Genomic DNA, 16958 nt, shown 5'->3' on the forward strand with positions numbered 1-16958 from the left:
AAACCGCAGGTCAGGACGTCTCTTCGCGGATCGCCTGCTCGTAGGCCCGCAGTGTGGCGACGAACAGTTCCCGTTCGTCGGACGTGAGTGGGGCCAACGCCTTTCGCCACGCGTTCGCGCTGCCGGACAGCCAGGCGTGCACGGCTTCCCGGTGCTTCTCGGCGATGCTGACGATGGTGCGGCGACGGTCGGCCGGATCCTCGGCGCGGTCCAGCACGCCCTGTCGGCTCAGGTCGCCGACCATCAGGCTGGCCGTCGTCGGCGCGACCTCCAGCCGGGCGGCCAGTTCGTTGACCGTCAGCGGTCCGTCGCACTGGAGCGAGGCCAGCAGCGCGATGTGTCGTGGTGCCAGCGCGAAGTCGCGCAGCTCGGCCGGCAGCGGCAGCTTCTTGGCCCGTGACACCAGTCGCGGCATGAGCAGCACCAGTTCCCGCAGGCCGGCCTCCACCGTTGACATACCTTTGACTCCAAACTAGCTTTGCTTGCAAAGCCAATATGTCTCGACGGCTCATCGTAGGGGAGCAGCACATGACCGTCCTCGTCACGGGCGCGCGCGGCCGCATCGCGCAGGCCTTCATCACCCGCCTGACCAGCGCCGGAACGCCGTTCCGGGTGGCAAGCAGCCGTCCGGAGCCGGGGGAGGTGCGGCTCGATCTCCGTACCGGCGAGGGCCTGGCCGAGGCGCTCGACGGCATCGACCAGGTGCTGCTCTACACCCAGCCTGACGGCGTCGAGGCGTTTCTCCAGGCAGCGCAGGGGATTCGGCACGTCGTCCAGGTGTCGTCGGCCGCCGTGGTCACCGGCCGCGGTTCGATCGCCGAACGGCACAAGGCGGTCGAGGACGCGCTGCTGAACTCCGGCCTGCCGACCACCGTGCTGCGTCCCGGGGCGTTCGCCGGGAACACCCTGCGCTGGGCGGAATCCATCCGTTCGACGTCCACAGTGGAGTTCGCCTACCCGGACGCCCGGTACGCGCCGATCCACGAGGACGACATCGCGGCCGTCGCCCAGACGGTGCTCGAGTCCGGCAAGCACGTCGGCGATGCGCTGACGCTGACCGGGCCCGAGGCGTTGAGCTACCGGCAGCAGGTGGCCATCCTGGCCGAGGTGCTGGACCGGCCGATCTCGGTGGTCGAGCTGAGCCGGCAGCAGGCGGTCGACCAGCGGCCGTCGTTCATCCCGGCCGAGGTGATGGCCGAGCTGCTGGACACCGACGCCGGCTACGTCGGCAGCCCGCCGCTGCTCACCGACACCGTCGCGGCGGTGACCGGTGCACCGGCCCAGGACTTCCGTCGCTGGGCCACCGATCACCGGGCGGCGTTTCAGGGGACCAGCTGACCGCTGTAGTGGCTGACCTCGCCGGGCGTCCGCGGCACCACGAGCGTGAACTCCGCGCCGCCGGGACCGGCCACGTCGATACGGCCGCCGTGCAGGACGGCGTTCTCGTAGGCGATGGCCAGGCCGAGGCCGCTGCCCTCGCTGCGACGGGAGCGGTCGCCGCGGACGAAGCGGTCGAACACCTTGGCGGCCAACTCGGGTGGCAGGCCGGGGCCGTGGTCGCGGACGATGACGCGGGCCTCGGACGGGGAGCGGCCGTCGATGGTGACGGTGATCGGCGCGGCGCCGTGGTGCAAGGCGTTGCTGACCAGGTTGCGGACGATGGTGTGCAGCCGGCGGGGATCGCCGACCACGACGCCGTCGCCGTCGAGGCGGACCGGGATGTCGGCGGCCACCATCTCCACCACGTCCACGCAGAGTGCTTGCAGGTCAACGGGTTCGGGCCGGAACTCGGCGGCGCCGGCGTCGAACCGGGACATCTCCAGCAGGTCGTCGACAAGCGCACTGAGCCGGCGGGACTGGGTGGCGATGAGCTCGGCCGAACGATCGCGGTCGGGCCCGTCGAGACCGTCACTGGCGGCGATCAGCACGGCCATCGGCGTGCGCAGGTCGTGCGCGACGTCGGCGACGAACTGGCGCTGCTGCTCGTCCTTGCGGCGCAGCTCCTCGATGGACTCGCCGAGCCGCCGGGCCATGGCGTTGAACTCGCCGGCCAGGTCGGCGAACTCGTCCCGGCCCTGCACCGGCAGCCGGGTCTCGAGGTCGCCGGTGCCGAGCCGGCGGGCGGCCCCGGCGGCGACCCGGACCCGGCGCTGGATGCGCCGCGCGGCCAGCAGCCCGAGGCCGCTGCCGACCACGATGACCAGCACGGCGGCGGCGCTGAGCTCCAGCCGGATCTTGGCCAGCTCGTGGTCGACCTGCGCGGTGCTGTAGTACTCGACCAGCAGCATGTTCGGCTCGGTCTGCCCGACGAAGACCAGTTGCAGACTGCCCTGGTAGGTGCCCTCGTAATTGATCGGATCGAGCTTCGCCTGCGCCCTCTCGACCTGCTCCTTGGGGATCACCGCGGGGGTGCCGGCAATCGAGTGGTAGCCGTCACCGTCCAGTGTGGACTGTGGGCCGGTGGCCGGGTTGAGGTTGACGATGGACCATTCCAGCGCCAGCCGGCCGTGCAGATAGTCGGCAGCACCGTCCACTTTGGATCCCTCCGGGGCGGCGGCGTGCACCAGCCACTGGTGGATCTGCTGGGCGTCCGACTGGAAGTCGGCCGACGCGGCCTTCTCGAAGCGGTCCCGGATCTCGTTGAACTGCAACTGGTACGACAGGTAGGCCATGGTGCCGGTGGCGGCGACCGTGATGGCGACGACCGACAGCACGATCGACGTGCGCAGGCCGGGATGCCAGCGCCTCACGGCTTGACCAGGCGGTAGCCGAGCCCCTCGCGGTGCGCAGCAGCGTCGGGTTGCCCGGGTCCGGCTCGATCTTGGCCCGCAGCCGGGCCACGGCCGCGTCGACCAGCCGCGAGTCGCCGGCGAAACCGTAGTCCCAGACCCGCTTGAGCAGCGTCTGCCGGGACAGCACCTGCCCGGCGTGGTCGGCGAACTCCAGCAGCAGCCGCATCTCCGTGGAGGTCAGGTGCAGCTCGTCGCCGTCCTTCGTGACGATCATGGCCTCGGCGTCGATGGTCAGGTCGCCGAACGTGTGCACGGCGTGCTGTGGCGCCGCGCTGGTCGACGTGCGGCGCAGGATGGTCTTCACACGGGCGTCGAGCACCCGCGGCTCGGCCGGCTTGACCACGTAGTCGTCGGCCCCGCCCTCCAGACCCACCACCATGTCCACCGGGTCGCCACGGGCGGTCAGCAGCACCACGGGAACCGTCGACCTGGCCCGGATCTTGCGACACACCTCGAAGCCGTCGATACCCGGCAGCATCACGTCCAGCAGCACCAGGTCGGTCGGCGTGCGCTGCTCGAACAGCTGCTCCAGCGCCAGCTCGCCGGTGTCCGCCACGGTCACCTCGTGGCCCAGCGCGGTCAGCGCCCGGGCCAGGGCCTCGGCCAGCACGGTGTCGTCCTCGACGAGCAACAGCTGGGCCACCGTGCCTCCTTCGTTCGGATACACAGTGGTTAGCACGAACGGCGTACCGGCGCTGCGCCGGGATGCGGCTGGCGGGCCGGCGGCGTGGCGCACAGCTCGAAGTGCCAGGGCTCGTTGTCGTAGCGGCGGTACAGGTTGTGCCTGCCCCCGTTGCGCTCCAGCCAGGCCGCGCCCTCGCACGGGCGGACGTCCAGCGCCAGGCCCTGCACGTGGCTGGACTCGTGCGGCGGCAGCACCCACTTGCGGGCCTCGTGGTGCGAGCCGGTTCCGCGCACCGCCTCCTTGTACAGCCGGTACTGCTCGGCCGCGTCCCGATGACCCGAGGTCAGCCCGATCAGCTGGCCGTCCCGCCAGAACGCCTCGGTGCGCGCCGTCTCGAAGGCACACCGCGTCGCCGGGTGCAGGCCGGCCAGCGACTCGCGCGGGAACCGCAGGCCCAGCGCCCACTGGGCGGCGTGATGACGGCCCGCGCCCCGGTGCCGCAGCGCCACCACCGGCAGGAACACGCGAGCCAGTGCCTTGGTCGCGACTTCGAGCAGGATCGTTCGGGTCATACGGACAATCGTGGCCAGCACGTGTGCTGGCTCCGACTTAGGAGTGTCACGGCTGTGTGACAGTCCTCGGCGGCCGCTGCCCGGTCAGGCGCTGTAGCGGATCATCCACTCGGTGTCCGGGTCGACGCCGGTGAACTCGAACCGCTCCGGCGGCACGATCTCCACCGTGTGGTCGGCCGGCACGCGCGCCGGCAGCGTGCCGAAGCGCTCGCGGCGGACGGCGGCGGCTTCGGTGTCGGTGAGCTCAGCCATGACTGCCTCCCTGTTTCCCCGCCGGCCGGAACTTGGCCCGGTAGCCCCGGGCCGAGATGCCGACGTGCCTGGTGAAGTTGCGGCGAAGGGACTCCGGCGAGCCGAAGCCCACCATCACCGCGATGTCGGCCACCGCGTGGTCGGTGGTCTCGAGCAGGGTCTTGGCCCGGGCCACCCGTTCCCGGGCGACCCAGTCGAAGATGCTCGTGCCGGTGGCCTGGCGGAACTTGCGCACCAGACTCCGTTCGCTCACGTGGGCCCGTGCCGCCAGCTGGTTCAACGTGAGCGGCTGGTGCACGTGTTCCCGCAGCCAGCTGAGAAAATCCGGCATCAGCCGGCCGCTCGGGTCCCGGGTGGACGGGTCGCGGTGCGGCGCGATCAGCAGCCGGCCGATCGCTTCCGCGTAGGCGTCGCCGATGTCCAGCGACAGCAGGTGCAGCGCGATGTCCGCTGTGGACAGTGCGCCGCCGCACGTGTGGATGTTGCCGTCGTCCACGAAGACGCGGTCGATTTCCAGCTGGGTGAAGGGAAACTCCTGGCGGAAGGCCGCGGAGTAGAGCCAGTGGGTGGTCGCCCGGCGGCCGTCGAGCACACCGGCACGACCGAGCAGGAACGTGCCGCCGCACAGCCCGACCATCCGTGCGCCGCCGTGGAAAGCGGCCCGCAGCAAGGACAACAGCACTCGGCTGCGTGGCGCGAACGGGTTCTCGACGCTGGGCACCAGCACCGTGTCGGCGGTGAGCAGAGCGTCCATCGGGGCCAGGTCGCCCAGGTCGACGCCGCCGGGTAACGGCTGCCGGCGGCGCTCGCCGCACAGCACCACCTGGTAGCGCCCGGTCAGGTCGCCGGCGCCGGGGAACGGGCGGCGGCCAAACACCTGCTGCACCACGGCCACCTCCAGCGGCACCGAGTCCGGCAGCACCGGCACCGCGATCACGTGCCGGTCGCGGCCACGGGACAGCGGCGGTGACTTGACGGGGTGCATCGGCTCAGGCCGCGGCGACGAGGGCGTCGCGCATGATCTGGAGCTGGCCGTGGTGCTGGACGACGTCGGTGTAGACGTGCAGCAGCGCGCCGGCCGTGTCGGTGTCCTCGCGGGCCGCGGCGACATCCTTGGCCAGCTGGGCCACGGTCTCGTGGACCCGGTCGAGCAGCGGCGCGACCGGCCCGGATGCGGTGAACTCGGCGTCCCGGTCGCGGTGGGCCGGGCGGCCGGAGACGACCTCGCCGACCCAGTAGCCGATCGCGCCGAGGCTGTGGTTGAGCACCGCGTACGGCGTGTTCGCGCCGGGCAGCGACATGCGGTGGTTGGCCCGGTCGTCGCCCAGCTCGGCGACGATGTCGGCCATTCCGTTGAGCGCGTTGGCGAAGAAGTCGAGGTACTGCTCCCGTGTGAACACTGACGTCTCCAGTCGGCACCGGTCGGACCGGTGCTGGATTCGCCTGCGACTATTACGCACCGGTTAGAACGGTGCGCAGCATTGCACGGCGTCCGCGCACCTGTCAAACTGGTGCGCATGGTTCACCGCTTCCCGTGCGACCACCCGGCGCTCGACTTCGTCGGCACCCTCCGCGGCCGCCGCAACGACGACCCGCTGGAGATGCTCGACCGGCCCGCCGCCCTCGACGCCTGGTACCGGGAGTCCAAGACCTTCGACGCCGGTCCGCCGGCCGGTCCGAACGACCTGATCGACGCGATCGCCCTGCGTGAGGCCATTTACGCCCTGGTCGCGACCCGTCTGTTCGGCGAACCCCGGCGCCCGGCCGACGTCGACCTGCTCAACGAGTTCGCCCGCTCGGCCCCGGTCGCCCCGCAGCTGACGCCGGCCGGCCGGCACATCGACGCCACCCCCGCGCAAGCGCTTGCCACCGTCGCCCGGGCGGCCGTCGACCTGCTCGGCGGTCCGGACGTCGAGCTGCTCAAGGAGTGCCAGCGGCCCGAGTGCAACCAGGTCTTCATCGACCGCTCCCGCGGTTTCCGCCGGGAATGGTGCTCGATGACGACGTGTGGAAACAAGGTGAAAGGCGCGACCTATCGCGCCCGGCAACGCGGGAATCTGGCCCCGGCGACCTGACCGGAACGGCCGCGCGGGTCACCGTGTGCGGCAATGCCGAAGTCGGCGCGTCGGCGGTCGGCGGCCAGTAGGGTGCACCCCATGGCGTCCGTACGACAGGTTCAGATCACTTTCGACTGCGCAGACCCCGAGCGTGTGGCTCGCTTCTGGTGCGAGGTGCTGGGGTACGTCGTGCCGCCGCCGCCCGCGGGCTTCGACAGCTGGGCCGATTTCGACAAATCGCTGCCGGCCGAGCATCAGGGGTCGGCGTTCGCCTGCAACGACCCGGACAAGGTCGGTCCGCGGCTCTACTTCCAGCACGTGCCCGAGGGCAAGACCGCCAAGAACCGGGTGCACATCGACGTCCGCGCCGCCCCGGGGCTGACCGGGGCCGAGCGCCTCGCCGCACTCGAGGCCGAGCGCGACCGGCTCGTCGCCATCGGCGCGACCTGCACGCAGGTGCTGGTGTCCGACGACCTCAACGAGTCGTGCATCAACATGCTGGACATCGAGGGCAACGAGTTCTGCCTCGACTGATCAGTTGCCGGTGGCCAGCCTGGCCAGTTCGGCGTCGAAGTCGACGTGGTCCCACTCGGTGCCGGGCGGGACCTGCTCGTAGCTCAGGTCGAGGAAGGCCGCCAGCTCCTCGGCCGAGGTCTCCATGACGGCCGCCCCGTCCGGCGTGGTCAGCACCAGCAGCACGGTGTCCGAGTCGACCACCGGGTTGACGTGCAGGTCGCCGTCGCCGGTCGGCGCGAGCAGGCCGTCGGCCAGCAGGTCACGGGCGAAGATCCAGTCGATGTCGCCCTGGCCGTGGTGGAAGGTCGCGGTCACCGCGTACGGGTCGGTGGGGTCGTAGCGCAGTTCGGTGGGCACCGGGACGGGGCCGCCGAGCATGCCCCGCAGACCCACGGTGATGCCGACCTCGACGGTGACGGGTGCTGCGTTGTTCATGGCCGTGGTTCCTTCCGCTCGTGGGCCTCTGGTGGTGAGACGTCCCAGGCGGGCGGACGGAACGCGAGTGCGCTTCAAATCACGCGTCGGAGTGAGAGCTGGGTCTCGCTTGTCGACCCTGGGTGACGGCGTGACGGCGGTGGGTGATGGGCCGAGGTCAGCCGGTCGGACGACTGTCCGCCGGGCTGAACGCGTAGCGGGGCGCCCAGGCGGCCAGCACCGAGGCGGCGAAGGTGGCGTCGGCCTGCCGGGTCAGCAGGTGGTCGGCGCCGTCGATGGCGATGAACGACTTGGGGTGCCGCGCGGTGTCGAAGATCCGCCGGGCGTGGTCGACACCGACCAGCTCGTCCACCGGCGAGTGCATCACCAGCAGCGCGGCGTCCAGCTCGGCGATGCACCTGGCCTGCGGCTGGGCCGCCACATCGGCCAGGAAACTGGCCCGCACGCGGAACTTCCGCCCGCCCAGCACCACATCGGCCTCGCCGTCGCGCTCGATGTCGTCGCGCCGGTCGCCCAGCAGGTGCAGCACGTGCTCGGGGTCGGCCGGCGCGCCGATCGTCGCCACCGCCCGCGCCTCGGGAATCCGGTGCCGCGCGGCCAACACCGCCGCCCCGCCGAGCGAATGCCCGATCAGCAGCGTCGGGGCCGCGTACGTGGTCCGCAGGTGATCGGCGGCCAGCACGAGATCCTCGATGTTGGACGAGAAGTCGGTGTTGCCGAAGTCGCCACCGGAGCCGCCGAGACCGGTGAAGTCGAAGCGCAGCACCGCGATGTCGTACGCGGTGAGCGCCTTGCAGATCCGGGACGCCGCCAGCACGTCCTTGCTGCACGTGAAGCAGTGCGCGAACAGCGCGTAGGCACAGGGCGTGTCGTCCGGCAGCTCCAGCCGGGCCGCGAGCGGCGTCCCCTGCGACCCGGTGAACTCGGTCTTCGCACTGTGCATCGGTCAGTCCTGACGGTGGCGCTGGTAGTGGCGGGCCACCCGCGCCCGGTTTCCGCAGTTGGGCGAGCACCACTCGCGGCGCGTGTGTTCCTTGACGAAGTACAGCACGCAGTTCGGCGCGAGACAGGCGCGCAGCCGGCCGCGCTCCGGGCCGGCAAGCAATTCGACCCCCAAGGTCGCGATCACCCCGGCCACGGGTCCGTGCAGCGTGCGTTCCGGCGGGCCGTCGGCCGGCCAGGACAGTCGGGTAACGGCCTGCTCGGCCAGCACATTGACGGTGGCCAGCGCCGCCACGCGCGACATCGGATCCAGCGGTTGGCGAGGATCGTCGGTGGCGTCGGCCGCCAGCCGGCGCAGCGCGCGGCGCAGGGTGCGCAGCTGCTCAAGGTCGACCGGCCCGTCCAGGCCAGCCGCCGTCGGCCAGTCGCCGTCGAGGACGTCGGCGTCGGGGCGGATCGTGTTCATCAGCTCAACCGGCAGTGGTTCCGGCACTCGGTGAACCTAGCACACCGCTAATGGAACGACCGGATGCTAACCATTTGGCCCCTGTCGGTGGTCGCCGGTCACGAGCACAATCGGCTGCCATGCAGGTGCTGGTCACAGGGGCTTTCGGCAACATCGGTTCGAGCGCCGCCGCGCAGCTTCGCGCGCAGGGTCATGAGGTGCGGCTGTTGGACGTGCCGACCAGGGCCAATCTCCGTCGCGCCCAGGGCTGCTCCGATGTCGTGTGGGCCGACATCCGCGATGCCGACGCCGTGCAGCGGGCCGTCCGTGACCAGGACGTCGTCGTGCACCTGGCCGGCTTGATCCCGCCCCAGGTGGCCGAGAACCCGGAGCTCGCCCGTGCGGTGAACGTCGGCGGCACCGAGAACGTGCTCGAAGCCGTTGCCCGCCACCGCTCCCGCATCATCTTCGCGTCCACTTTGGACGTCTACGGCCACACCCAGCACCTTGCCCCGCCACGTCGCGTCGACGAGCCCACCGCGCCGACCGACGAGTACTCCGGTCACAAGATCCGTTGCGAGGAGCTGGTCCGCCGGTCGTCACAACCGTGGGCCATCTACCGCTTCGGCGACGTCCCGCCCAACGAGACCCGCCGCCCGCACCCCATCATGTTCGCCATTCCCCTCGACAACCGCATCGAGCTCGTGCACCGCGACGACGCCGGCCTCGCCGTCGCCAACGGCGTCACCGCCGACATCTGGGGCCGCACCTGGCTCATCGGCGGCGGCGCCGGCTGCCAGGTCCGCTACCGCGACATGCTCGGCCGCGCCCTCGACGCCTTCGGCCTCGGTGCCCTCCCCGAGTCCGCTTTCAGCACCGACCCCTATTGCACCGACTGGCTCGACACCGCCGAGAGCCAGCGGGTCCTCCAGTTCCAGCGGCACTCCTTCGAGGACATCATGTCCTACGTCGTCGAGTACTCCCGTCCGCCACTGGCCGCCCGCCTCGTGCTGCCCCTGGTCCGTCCTTTGGCCCGCCGTCACATCCTCAAGCTCTCCCCGCACTTCTAGCTGCGCACCAGGTGGTCAGGTCCCCGATCGCAGGGCGTCCACCGGTTCCAGGCGGGCGGCGCGCAGAGCTGGGTAGAGGCCGGCGAGCAGGCCGACGGCGGCGCCGGCGATGGGGGCGCCGGCGGCCAGGGACAAGTCGAGCACGGGCGTCCACCCGTTCAAAGCCGAGATGACGACCACGGCGACGATGCCGGCGCTGGTGCCGATGACGCCGCCGATCAGGCCGACCGTCCCCGACTCGACCAAGAACTGGGCGGCGATGTGCCGGCGGCGGGCGCCTAAAGCGCGGCGTAGGCCGATCTCGCCGATGCGTTCCATGACGGTCACCAGCGTGACGTTGGCGATGCCGATGGCGCCGACGACCAGGGAAACCAAGCCGAGGACGACGAAGAGGCCGTTGACGTCGTGCTCGACGCCGCCGCGCAAGGTGGCCGGATCGGGCGGGGCGAGAACCTGGAGCTGGCTGTGGTCGTTGGGGCTCAAGGCGATCGGGGCCTGCCGGGCGATCAGTGGTGCGGCGCCGAGGTCGGTGCGGATCAAGACCTTGGTCGGCGGGCCGATCTTGAGGCGGTCGGCGGCGGCGGTGTAAGGCAGGATCACGGAGGCGTCCAAAGCGTGGTCCAGGTCCAGACCGGACGAACCGAGGATGCCGATGACGGTGAAAGCCTGCCCGTTGACGAACACGGCCGGCTGGTCGTCGACCCGGGTGATGCCGAGCAGTTTGGCCGCAGTGGCACCGAGAACGGCGACGCGGTCGTGCCGGGACACGTGCCCGGCGTCGAAGAACCGGCCCTGGGCAACGGAACCGTTGACGACCTCGGGCAGACCGGCGGTCGCGGCGACGACGGGCAACGCCCGGTCGCTGACGACGTCGGGGTCGTGCAGCTCATTGGCCCGCACCGCGGGATTGCTGGCTGAGTCCATTTCGGACACCGAAGCGGCGGCATGGACACCGTTGAGGCGCAGGAGATCGGCCAGGCCGGTCCACGCGACCAATGGCGGACCCGCGGCGTTCGAGGGAACGGTGACCGTGATGCCGGTCGCGCTGACGGCATCGAAACGGCCGGCGATCTGGTTGCCAGCGGTGGCGGCGACGCCGAGCGTGATCACCAAGGTGGTGATGCCGATGAAGGTGCCGAGCATGGTCAACGCGGTCCGCACGGGCCGCGAGGCGACGCCGGCCAAGGCCTCGTCGCCGAGGTCGATCAGTCGCACAGCCGGCCGTCCTCGATCCGCACCCGGCGCTGCGCGCGCCGGCTGACCTGCTCGTCATGGGTGATCACGATCAGCGTGACGCCGTCGGCGGCCAGCTCGTCGAACAGGTCCAACACGCCGGAAGTGTTGGCCCGGTCCAGGTTTCCGGTCGGCTCGTCACACAGCAGCAAGGCCGGGCGGCCCAGCAGGGCACGGGCGATGGCCACCCGCTGCCGTTCACCGCCGGACAGCTTGTCCGGACGGAAATCCTTGCGGTGAGCCAAACCGACCTGCTCCAACGCCTGGGCCGCCCGCTCCGAACGATGTTTGCGGTCGGCGGACCCGTACAACTCGGCCATGGCCACGTTGTCCACCGCGCTGCGGTACGACAGCAGATGGAACGACTGGAAGACGAAGCCGATCCGGCTGCCCCGCAGGGAAGTCCGCTGCCGGTCACTCAGCCCCGCGGTCTCGACGCCGTCAAGGCGATAACTGCCCGAGGTCGGACGATCCAGCAGCCCCAACGTGTTCAGCAACGTCGACTTCCCGGAGCCGGACGCGCCGACGATCGACACGTACTCGCCGCGCCGCACGGTCAACCGCACATCACTCAACGCCTCCACCGGCGGACCGGCCGGGAACACCCGGCCAACCCCGTCCAGCTCGATGACCACGTCGGTCACTTGCTGCCCACCACCACTCGTGCGCCCGCGACGAGTCCCGTCCCGGACACCTCGACCAGGCCGTTGGCGGTCAGCCCGACCCGCACGGGCACGTCGTGCACCGCGCCGTCCTTGTCCTGCACCTGCACCCGCGTCGACCCGTCCTGGCTGGTCGCCACGGCCGCGACGGGCACCACCAGCACTTCGCCATTGGTCTTGCCGACCTCGATATCGATCTTCGCCGCCTTGGTGGCGTACGCCGCCAGCGCGGCCGGATCGACCGCGGTCAACCGCATCGGTGTTGCGTCCGAAGTGGACTGCTGTTGTTGTTGCTGCTGTGGTTGCTGCTGGTTCTGCGGCGGCGCGGGCTGATCGGTGACCGGCGGCGCGGCGTCCTTGCCCAGCGCGTCGACCTTGGCCGCCATGGTGGTGCCGTCGGGCAGCGTGAGCTTGGCGCTCATGCCGGTCCGCACGAACTGCGCGTCGGCCGACGGCAGCGTGCTCTGGATGTTCACCGTGCTGTTGGTGACGGTCCCGATCTGGCCGCTCGCCGTCGCGCCGGCCCGGGTCGTGACGGTGTCCACCCGCACCGGAAGCGTTGGCAGGAAAAGGATCTCGCCCGACGGCACGGTGGTCTTGTCGGCCTCGGCCTGCGGCTCGTAGCCGGTGTGCTCGTACCAGCGCTTGACCTGGATCTGGGTGGCCACGTCGAACGTCCCGTTGCTCAGATGCCCGTAGCCGAGCGCGGTCAGCGCCTGCTGGAGCTGCCGGACGTCGTCGCCCTTCATGCCGTCCGACAGCGTCCGGTACATCGGAACCTGGCCCGGCAGCAGGAAAACCGGCCGGCCGCTGACCTCGAGCAGCCGCTGCCCGGAACCGACGGTCGCGCCGACCGCCGGCGCCCGCGTGACCAGCTGCGTGGTGGCCCCGCCGACCGTGCCGGTCAGCGTCAGCGGCGTCGCGCCGGTGTAGCTGATCGTGCCCTGCGCGGTGATCGTGCTGGCCAGGGCCTGTTTGACCACGGCTACCGTGATCAACGAAGCCGGCGGCGGCTGGTGCGCGGCGGCCGCGTCGGCCGGGGAGGTGATCTGCGCGCCGACGGCCCAACCGGCCGCGCCGGTGGCCAGCGCCGCGCAGACCACCAGCAGCATCACCCGCCTCGGCCGCATCAGCCGACGCCGTTCTGCAGCAGCTTCTCCACGAACGGCTTGGCCGCCACCTCATACGCCTTGCCGCACTCCAGGTCGTCGAGGGAGATCTGGATCTCCTTGGCCAGACCCTGCTTCTTGTCGGCCACCGGATGGTCGCTGTGCTCCTGCTGCACCAGCTGTTCCAGCGTGCGCTCGATGACGCCGGGCTTGGTGCTGGGCACCGAGTAGCCGTGCTGCTGAAGACAACTGCCGTAGGCCTGGGCCGCGTTGAGCACCGCCGCATTGGTGGTGAACTCCTGCTCGGCCTGGGCTCCGGCCGCCTGAGCGGCCGGATCGGTGGTGACGTTCGCATTGGTGCCGATCTGCGGGGTGATCTTGGCCGCGCAGCCGCCCATCTTGTAGTCCTTCTTGTCGCCGGGCTGCCGCGCCTCCCGGGAGCCGCCGTCGTAGGCCTGGTCGTAGGCCAGCTGGCGGGCCGGGTCCAGCGCGGCGCGGATGGCGTTGTTGGGGTTCTGGTCCGGGGAGTAGGTCTGCACCACGTTGGGGTCGTTCGGGTACACGTCGGACGCGTAGTTGGAGCCATAGCCGTACTTCTGGCGGTATGTCTTCAACACGTCGTACGGCACGGTCGCCGGGTCCTTGCCGGCGACGTTGCCGGCCGGCCGGGTGTAGTGCTGCGGATGCGGCACGTACTGGAAGCCGGCGGCCTTCATGCAGTCGGCCATCAGGTTCTCGAACTTGATGGAGTCGGCCTCGGCCCGCCCCTCCGGCGTGTTGGTGTCCGGGCCGGCCTGCGTCGGCGCGGCTGCCGACGGGCCGGTGGTCGAGGGGCCCGCCGACGGGGCGCCGCCGCAGCCGGCCAGCAGCGCACCGAGGCCGAGCACTGCCGCGACAGCCCTTATCGTGGTGGTCATGTCGGGTTCGACGAGTGGTGCTCCGGAAAGGTTGAGGCAACCTGTGCCGGGGGTCGGGCGTCGGAGCGGTCATGGCCCGAGGTGACGTGGAGTTCGTGGAGTTCGTGGAGGCCAGCACCGGGCGGCTGCAGCACGCCGCCTACCTGCTGACCGGCGACCGCCACCAGGCCGAGGACGACGTGCAGACCGTGCTGGTGCGGGTGTACACGGCGTGGTCCCGGATCCGGCGGCAGGACCCGTTCGCCTATGCCCGCAAGGTGCTGGCCAACCTGGTCATCGACCGCTGGCGGCGACCGTTCCGCGAGGACGCCACCGAAGAGCTGCCCGAACGGCCGGCCCCCGGCGATTTCGTCGACGGCGTGGCCACACAGGAGTGGCTGATGCGGGCGCTCGGCCGGCTGTCGGCGCGGGAGCGGGCCATTGTCGTGCTGCGCCACTTCTGGGACCTGTCCGAGGCCGATGTGGCCGTCGAGCTGGGGGTTTCCGTCGGCACCGTGAAGAGCACGGCGTCGCGGGCACTGGCCAAGATGCGGCTGTCCGACGACCTGGCGGAGCGTGTGTCGTGAGTGACATCGACCGGCTCCGGGACGCCATGGCCGAGCCGCCGCCGCCTTTCTCCCCGGTCGACATCGAGCGTGTCATGACCCTCGGCAGCCGTCGCCGGGCCCGACGACGGCTGCTCACCGGGGCTGCCGTCCTGTCGGCGTTCCTCGTCGTGGCCGGCACGGTGGTCGGTGTCCAGATCTTCCGCGGAACCCAGGTCCCGGCCAGCATCTCGGTGGCCGCCCCGCCACGGGCCACGCTCGAGGTGCGGCCGTTCGGGACCATTGTGGACACCGGCGTCGTCGACAACCAGGGCCACGCGGTCCTGTACTTCGCCCGCGCCGCCGGAACGACCAGGTACCAGCTCGTCCTCGCGCACAAGGCGGCCGACGGCACCATCACCCCCGTCTCCGCCGAGGACGCCGACTTCACCGCCGGCGGCTTCCAGGGCGTGGCCACCGGCCATCCCGTCAGCTTCCTGCCGCTGTACGGCTACTTCACCGGCTCCGTCCGCCAGTTCAAGGCCACCTACCAGGGCGACGAGCTGGCGGTGTTCGACCGGGCCGTGCCCGAGCTCAACGTCACCCTGTTCTGGGCCGCGCCCAAGTCCAGCGCCGAGGACATCAGCATGTCCAGCGTCGTCCAGCTCGCCGCCTTCGACGCCGCCGGCAACCTGCTGGCCAACGGCAGCGGTCCCGGGCGCTGACCGCCGCCGCCTGGCGACGGCCGTCGGGATCCCGAAGCCGTCGGGCAACAAGCCCTGTCAGTGCGGCCGGCTTGTCTGTTTTCACCGGTTCGGCGACGTTAGCGTCCCTCGCATGACACGACTACTGGCAATCCTGTTGTCCTGTATGGGAATACTGGTGCTGACGGCATCGGTGGCGCCGGCCGCGCCGCTGGTCGACGCCGCCGCCCAGCAGTCCTGGGCACTGGCCAACCACGTGATCGGAATGTCGGCCGACGAGGCCGGCCACGTCACAGCGGCGGTGTCGAGCGAGGCGGCGCTGCCGGCCACCGCGCCGTTCGCCGTGCGCCACAGCTCGCAGACCGCGGCCGACCTCGACGCGACGCAGGCCAAGCTGATCGCCTTCCACGACAAGCATCCCCAGTACGGCATGGGCTTCTACTACGACGCGGCCAAGGACGCGACCGTGGTCAGCGGCACCGTGCCGGACTCGTTGGCCGGGGAGCTGCGGGCCACCGGCAAGGTCGAGCTGGACACCTCGCCGGCGGACAAGATGACCGAGGACATCGGCCACGCGCCGGCCGAGCCGGCCGGCGTCGCCGCGTGCGCACGGAACAACGACTGCGGGCCGAACCACTTCGGCGGTGCGAACATCAACAACCGCTATGGCACGTGCACCGCCGGCTTCTCCATGCGTGACACCGACGGCGGCACGTACTCGGTCACCGCGGGCCACTGCGGCGGTATCAACACGCACTGGAACTCGGGTCAGCACGAATACGGCACCACCACCGCCCGCCCGCCGTTCCCGCGCTACGACATGGCCAAGATCCGCTGCGACTGCGGCGGCTACGCCGGCCAGATCTGGACCAGCGCCAACACCACCCGGTACGTGTCGGTGGCCTGGAATCCGGGCACCGGCTTCATCCACTCCAGCGGCGTGTGCGTCGCCGGCGGTGTCACGGTCAGCGAGAGCTGCTTCGCCAGCATCGTCAGCACCTCGGCCGTGTTCTGCCCCAACCTCGACCCGGACCTGCCGCCGTCCTCGCAGTGCACGACCAACCTCATCCAGTACGCCCGCACGGACGGTGCGCAGATGACCCAGGGCGGCGACTCGGGGGCGGCGATCTACGACCTCGACCCGCACGGACACGGCACCGCCGAGATCGTCGGCATGCACGTCGGCCGGCACCAGGGCGTCCGTAACGGCCACCTGTTCCACACCGGCTACGCGGAGCGGTACGCGGCCATCCAGGCCCAGTTCCGCGGCGGCATCAACACCACGCCGTGAACGGCAGGGGCGGATCGGCCCGGATCCGCCCCTGTTCTCACACCGAGCGCAGCACCGAGGCCACCACGCCGAGCACCTCGGCCCGGTCGCCGTCGATCACGGCGTAGGCCGGATTCCGCGGCTCGAGATAGACGTGGCCGTTTTGCTTCTTGTAAACCTTCACCGTGGCTTCACCGTCGATCATGGCCGCCACGATCTGCCCGGAATGGGCCTCCTGCTGCTTGCGGATGATGACGATGTCGCCGTCGCAGATGGCGGCGTCGACCATCGAGTCACCGCGGACCCGCAGGCCGAATACGGTGCCGCGGCCGGTCAGTTCCCGAGGCAGCGTCAGAATGTCGTCGACGTGTTCCTCGGCCGTGATGGGAATACCGGCGGCGATGTCGCCGACCACCGGCACACTCACCGCGCCGTCGCCGTGCTCACGGCTCTTGGCGCTGCCGCGCAGGAAGTCCCGCACGTCGATGGGCCGCGAGACCGAGGGGCTGCGCCGCAGGTAGCCCTTCTCCTCCAACGCCGCGAGGTGTTTCGACACCGAGGAGTTGGACTTCAGGCCGACCCGGTCGGCGATCTCCCGCGTGCTCGGCGCATAGCCGAACTCGACCACCCACTCCGTGATCGTGGCCAGGATCTTCACCTGCCGCTCCGGCAGCGACTCCACGTCCATGTCCTGGAACGGGTCGAAATCGGTGTATGCGGTCACCGGTTGATCATAGGACGGGCGCTATTCACCGAATCCGGCGGATCCCCCATTCGCCCGGTGAATCCGCTCACGCGTTCGAAACGTTAAGGTGGAACCGTGCCGAGCTTCG

21 protein-coding genes and 1 pseudogene are annotated in these 16958 nt (G+C 70.6%); 7 read left to right on the forward strand and 15 right to left on the reverse strand.

Going from position 1 to position 16958, the window contains the following annotated elements:
• Positions 1-10 precede the first annotated feature (10 nt).
• Positions 11-457: a MarR family winged helix-turn-helix transcriptional regulator gene (locus tag M3Q35_RS42340; protein WP_273938216.1), complete on the reverse strand. Its 447-nt coding sequence runs from the start codon at positions 455-457 to the stop codon at positions 11-13.
• A 71-nt stretch (positions 458-528) separates the two neighbouring features.
• On the opposite strand from M3Q35_RS42340, the gene M3Q35_RS42345 reads away from it, so the two are divergent.
• Positions 529-1338, forward strand: a complete 810-nt coding sequence (locus tag M3Q35_RS42345; protein ID WP_273938217.1) for an SDR family oxidoreductase — start codon at positions 529-531, stop codon at positions 1336-1338.
• Here the strand turns inward: M3Q35_RS42345 and M3Q35_RS42350 are convergent.
• From M3Q35_RS42350 to M3Q35_RS42375, 6 genes and pseudogenes are all read right to left on the reverse strand, one after another.
• Positions 1323-2534 (reverse strand): sensor histidine kinase, encoded by a 1212-nt coding sequence (locus M3Q35_RS42350; RefSeq protein ID WP_273944686.1) that lies wholly within the window; start codon positions 2532-2534, stop codon positions 1323-1325. The two genes, M3Q35_RS42345 and M3Q35_RS42350, sit on opposite strands and share 16 nt — an antisense overlap.
• A gap of 212 nt (positions 2535-2746) precedes the next feature.
• Positions 2747-3435: pseudogene (locus M3Q35_RS42355) on the reverse strand (response regulator).
• 29 nt (positions 3436-3464) lie between these two features.
• Entirely contained in the window at positions 3465-3989 is a 525-nt protein-coding gene (locus M3Q35_RS42360; RefSeq protein WP_273938218.1) for a D-alanyl-D-alanine carboxypeptidase family protein, read from the reverse strand.
• Positions 3990-4073: 84 nt separating this feature from the next.
• Positions 4074-4241, reverse strand: a complete 168-nt coding sequence (locus tag M3Q35_RS42365; protein ID WP_273938219.1) for a hypothetical protein — start codon at positions 4239-4241, stop codon at positions 4074-4076.
• Positions 4234-5226: a GlxA family transcriptional regulator gene (locus M3Q35_RS42370; RefSeq protein WP_273938220.1), complete on the reverse strand. Its 993-nt coding sequence runs from the start codon at positions 5224-5226 to the stop codon at positions 4234-4236. Before M3Q35_RS42370 ends, M3Q35_RS42365 begins: the two co-directional genes overlap by 8 nt.
• A gap of 4 nt (positions 5227-5230) precedes the next feature.
• Positions 5231-5641, reverse strand: a complete 411-nt coding sequence (locus tag M3Q35_RS42375) for a hypothetical protein (RefSeq protein ID WP_273938221.1) — start codon at positions 5639-5641, stop codon at positions 5231-5233.
• A gap of 117 nt (positions 5642-5758) precedes the next feature.
• Between M3Q35_RS42375 and M3Q35_RS42380 the strand changes: the two genes are divergently transcribed.
• Both M3Q35_RS42380 and M3Q35_RS42385 read left to right on the forward strand, forming a co-directional pair.
• The gene (locus tag M3Q35_RS42380) at positions 5759-6316 is read left to right on the forward strand and encodes a CGNR zinc finger domain-containing protein (protein ID WP_273938222.1); all 558 of its coding nucleotides are present in this window, start codon (positions 5759-5761) and stop codon (positions 6314-6316) included.
• 81 nt (positions 6317-6397) lie between these two features.
• Entirely contained in the window at positions 6398-6832 is a 435-nt protein-coding gene (locus M3Q35_RS42385) for a VOC family protein (RefSeq protein ID WP_273938223.1), read from the forward strand.
• Here the strand turns inward: M3Q35_RS42385 and M3Q35_RS42390 are convergent, their stop codons facing one another.
• From M3Q35_RS42390 to M3Q35_RS42400, 3 genes are all read right to left on the reverse strand, one after another.
• A complete protein-coding gene (locus tag M3Q35_RS42390) occupies positions 6833-7249 on the reverse strand; it encodes an SsgA family sporulation/cell division regulator (RefSeq protein ID WP_273938224.1) in 417 nt (138 codons plus the stop codon).
• A 157-nt stretch (positions 7250-7406) separates the two neighbouring features.
• A complete protein-coding gene (locus tag M3Q35_RS42395) occupies positions 7407-8192 on the reverse strand; it encodes an alpha/beta hydrolase family protein (RefSeq protein ID WP_273938225.1) in 786 nt (261 codons plus the stop codon).
• A gap of 3 nt (positions 8193-8195) precedes the next feature.
• Complete coding sequence (locus M3Q35_RS42400; protein ID WP_273938226.1) at positions 8196-8684, reverse strand: CGNR zinc finger domain-containing protein; 489 nt, start codon at positions 8682-8684, stop codon at positions 8196-8198.
• A gap of 92 nt (positions 8685-8776) precedes the next feature.
• On the opposite strand from M3Q35_RS42400, the gene M3Q35_RS42405 reads away from it, so the two are divergent.
• Positions 8777-9706: an NAD-dependent epimerase/dehydratase family protein gene (locus M3Q35_RS42405; protein WP_273938227.1), complete on the forward strand. Its 930-nt coding sequence runs from the start codon at positions 8777-8779 to the stop codon at positions 9704-9706.
• Between the two features lie 15 nt (positions 9707-9721).
• On the opposite strand, the gene M3Q35_RS42410 is transcribed toward M3Q35_RS42405, so the two are convergent.
• Genes M3Q35_RS42410 through M3Q35_RS42425 form a run of 4 tightly spaced genes read right to left on the reverse strand, consistent with a single transcriptional unit; the run spans position 9722 to position 13627 of the window.
• Positions 9722-10921 (reverse strand): ABC transporter permease, encoded by a 1200-nt coding sequence (locus M3Q35_RS42410; RefSeq protein WP_273938228.1) that lies wholly within the window; start codon positions 10919-10921, stop codon positions 9722-9724.
• The gene (locus M3Q35_RS42415) at positions 10912-11583 is read right to left on the reverse strand and encodes an ABC transporter ATP-binding protein (RefSeq protein ID WP_273938230.1); all 672 of its coding nucleotides are present in this window, start codon (positions 11581-11583) and stop codon (positions 10912-10914) included. The genes M3Q35_RS42410 and M3Q35_RS42415 overlap by 10 nt, the downstream gene beginning before the upstream one ends.
• Positions 11580-12731 carry a peptidoglycan-binding domain-containing protein gene (locus tag M3Q35_RS42420; protein WP_273938231.1) on the reverse strand — a complete coding sequence of 384 codons (1152 nt, stop codon included), beginning with the start codon at positions 12729-12731 and terminating at the stop codon, positions 11580-11582. The genes M3Q35_RS42415 and M3Q35_RS42420 overlap by 4 nt, the downstream gene beginning before the upstream one ends.
• On the reverse strand, positions 12731-13627 hold the full coding sequence (locus tag M3Q35_RS42425; RefSeq protein ID WP_273938232.1) for a hypothetical protein: 897 nt from the start codon (positions 13625-13627) through the stop codon (positions 12731-12733). Before M3Q35_RS42425 ends, M3Q35_RS42420 begins: the two co-directional genes overlap by 1 nt.
• Before the next feature lie 71 nt (positions 13628-13698).
• Between M3Q35_RS42425 and M3Q35_RS42430 the strand changes: the two genes are divergently transcribed.
• The 3 genes from M3Q35_RS42430 to M3Q35_RS42440 all read left to right on the forward strand — a co-directional run bounded on the left by M3Q35_RS42430 (position 13699) and on the right by M3Q35_RS42440 (position 16146).
• Complete coding sequence (locus M3Q35_RS42430) at positions 13699-14193, forward strand: SigE family RNA polymerase sigma factor (protein WP_273938233.1); 495 nt, start codon at positions 13699-13701, stop codon at positions 14191-14193.
• Positions 14190-14876 (forward strand): hypothetical protein, encoded by a 687-nt coding sequence (locus M3Q35_RS42435; RefSeq protein ID WP_273938234.1) that lies wholly within the window; start codon positions 14190-14192, stop codon positions 14874-14876. The genes M3Q35_RS42430 and M3Q35_RS42435 overlap by 4 nt, the downstream gene beginning before the upstream one ends.
• A 112-nt stretch (positions 14877-14988) precedes the next feature.
• Positions 14989-16146, forward strand: a complete 1158-nt coding sequence (locus M3Q35_RS42440; RefSeq protein WP_273938235.1) for a chymotrypsin family serine protease — start codon at positions 14989-14991, stop codon at positions 16144-16146.
• A gap of 37 nt (positions 16147-16183) precedes the next feature.
• Here the strand turns inward: M3Q35_RS42440 and lexA are convergent, their stop codons facing one another.
• A complete protein-coding gene (lexA, locus tag M3Q35_RS42445) occupies positions 16184-16849 on the reverse strand; it encodes a transcriptional repressor LexA (RefSeq protein WP_273938236.1) in 666 nt (221 codons plus the stop codon).
• Between the last annotated feature and the right edge of the window lie 109 nt (positions 16850-16958).

The organism is Kutzneria chonburiensis, from assembly GCF_028622115.1.
Taxonomy (GTDB): Bacteria; Actinomycetota; Actinomycetes; order Mycobacteriales; family Pseudonocardiaceae; genus Kutzneria; species Kutzneria chonburiensis.

Coding starts and splice junctions, on each gene's coding strand:
- M3Q35_RS42405 (WP_273938227.1), top strand. CDS start 8,777: ATGCAGGTGCTGGTCACAGGGGCTTTCGGCAACATCGGTTCGAGCGCC.
- M3Q35_RS42440 (WP_273938235.1), top strand. CDS start 14,989: ATGACACGACTACTGGCAATCCTGTTGTCCTGTATGGGAATACTGGTG.
- M3Q35_RS42370 (WP_273938220.1), bottom strand. CDS start 5,226: ATGCACCCCGTCAAGTCACCGCCGCTGTCCCGTGGCCGCGACCGGCAC.
- M3Q35_RS42430 (WP_273938233.1), top strand. CDS start 13,699: ATGGCCCGAGGTGACGTGGAGTTCGTGGAGTTCGTGGAGGCCAGCACC.
- M3Q35_RS42380 (WP_273938222.1), top strand. CDS start 5,759: ATGGTTCACCGCTTCCCGTGCGACCACCCGGCGCTCGACTTCGTCGGC.
- M3Q35_RS42340 (WP_273938216.1), bottom strand. CDS start 457: ATGTCAACGGTGGAGGCCGGCCTGCGGGAACTGGTGCTGCTCATGCCG.
- M3Q35_RS42390 (WP_273938224.1), bottom strand. CDS start 7,249: ATGAACAACGCAGCACCCGTCACCGTCGAGGTCGGCATCACCGTGGGT.
- M3Q35_RS42360 (WP_273938218.1), bottom strand. CDS start 3,989: ATGACCCGAACGATCCTGCTCGAAGTCGCGACCAAGGCACTGGCTCGC.
- M3Q35_RS42385 (WP_273938223.1), top strand. CDS start 6,398: ATGGCGTCCGTACGACAGGTTCAGATCACTTTCGACTGCGCAGACCCC.
- M3Q35_RS42395 (WP_273938225.1), bottom strand. CDS start 8,192: ATGCACAGTGCGAAGACCGAGTTCACCGGGTCGCAGGGGACGCCGCTC.
- M3Q35_RS42365 (WP_273938219.1), bottom strand. CDS start 4,241: ATGGCTGAGCTCACCGACACCGAAGCCGCCGCCGTCCGCCGCGAGCGC.
- M3Q35_RS42345 (WP_273938217.1), top strand. CDS start 529: ATGACCGTCCTCGTCACGGGCGCGCGCGGCCGCATCGCGCAGGCCTTC.
- M3Q35_RS42420 (WP_273938231.1), bottom strand. CDS start 12,731: ATGCGGCCGAGGCGGGTGATGCTGCTGGTGGTCTGCGCGGCGCTGGCC.
- M3Q35_RS42425 (WP_273938232.1), bottom strand. CDS start 13,627: ATGACCACCACGATAAGGGCTGTCGCGGCAGTGCTCGGCCTCGGTGCG.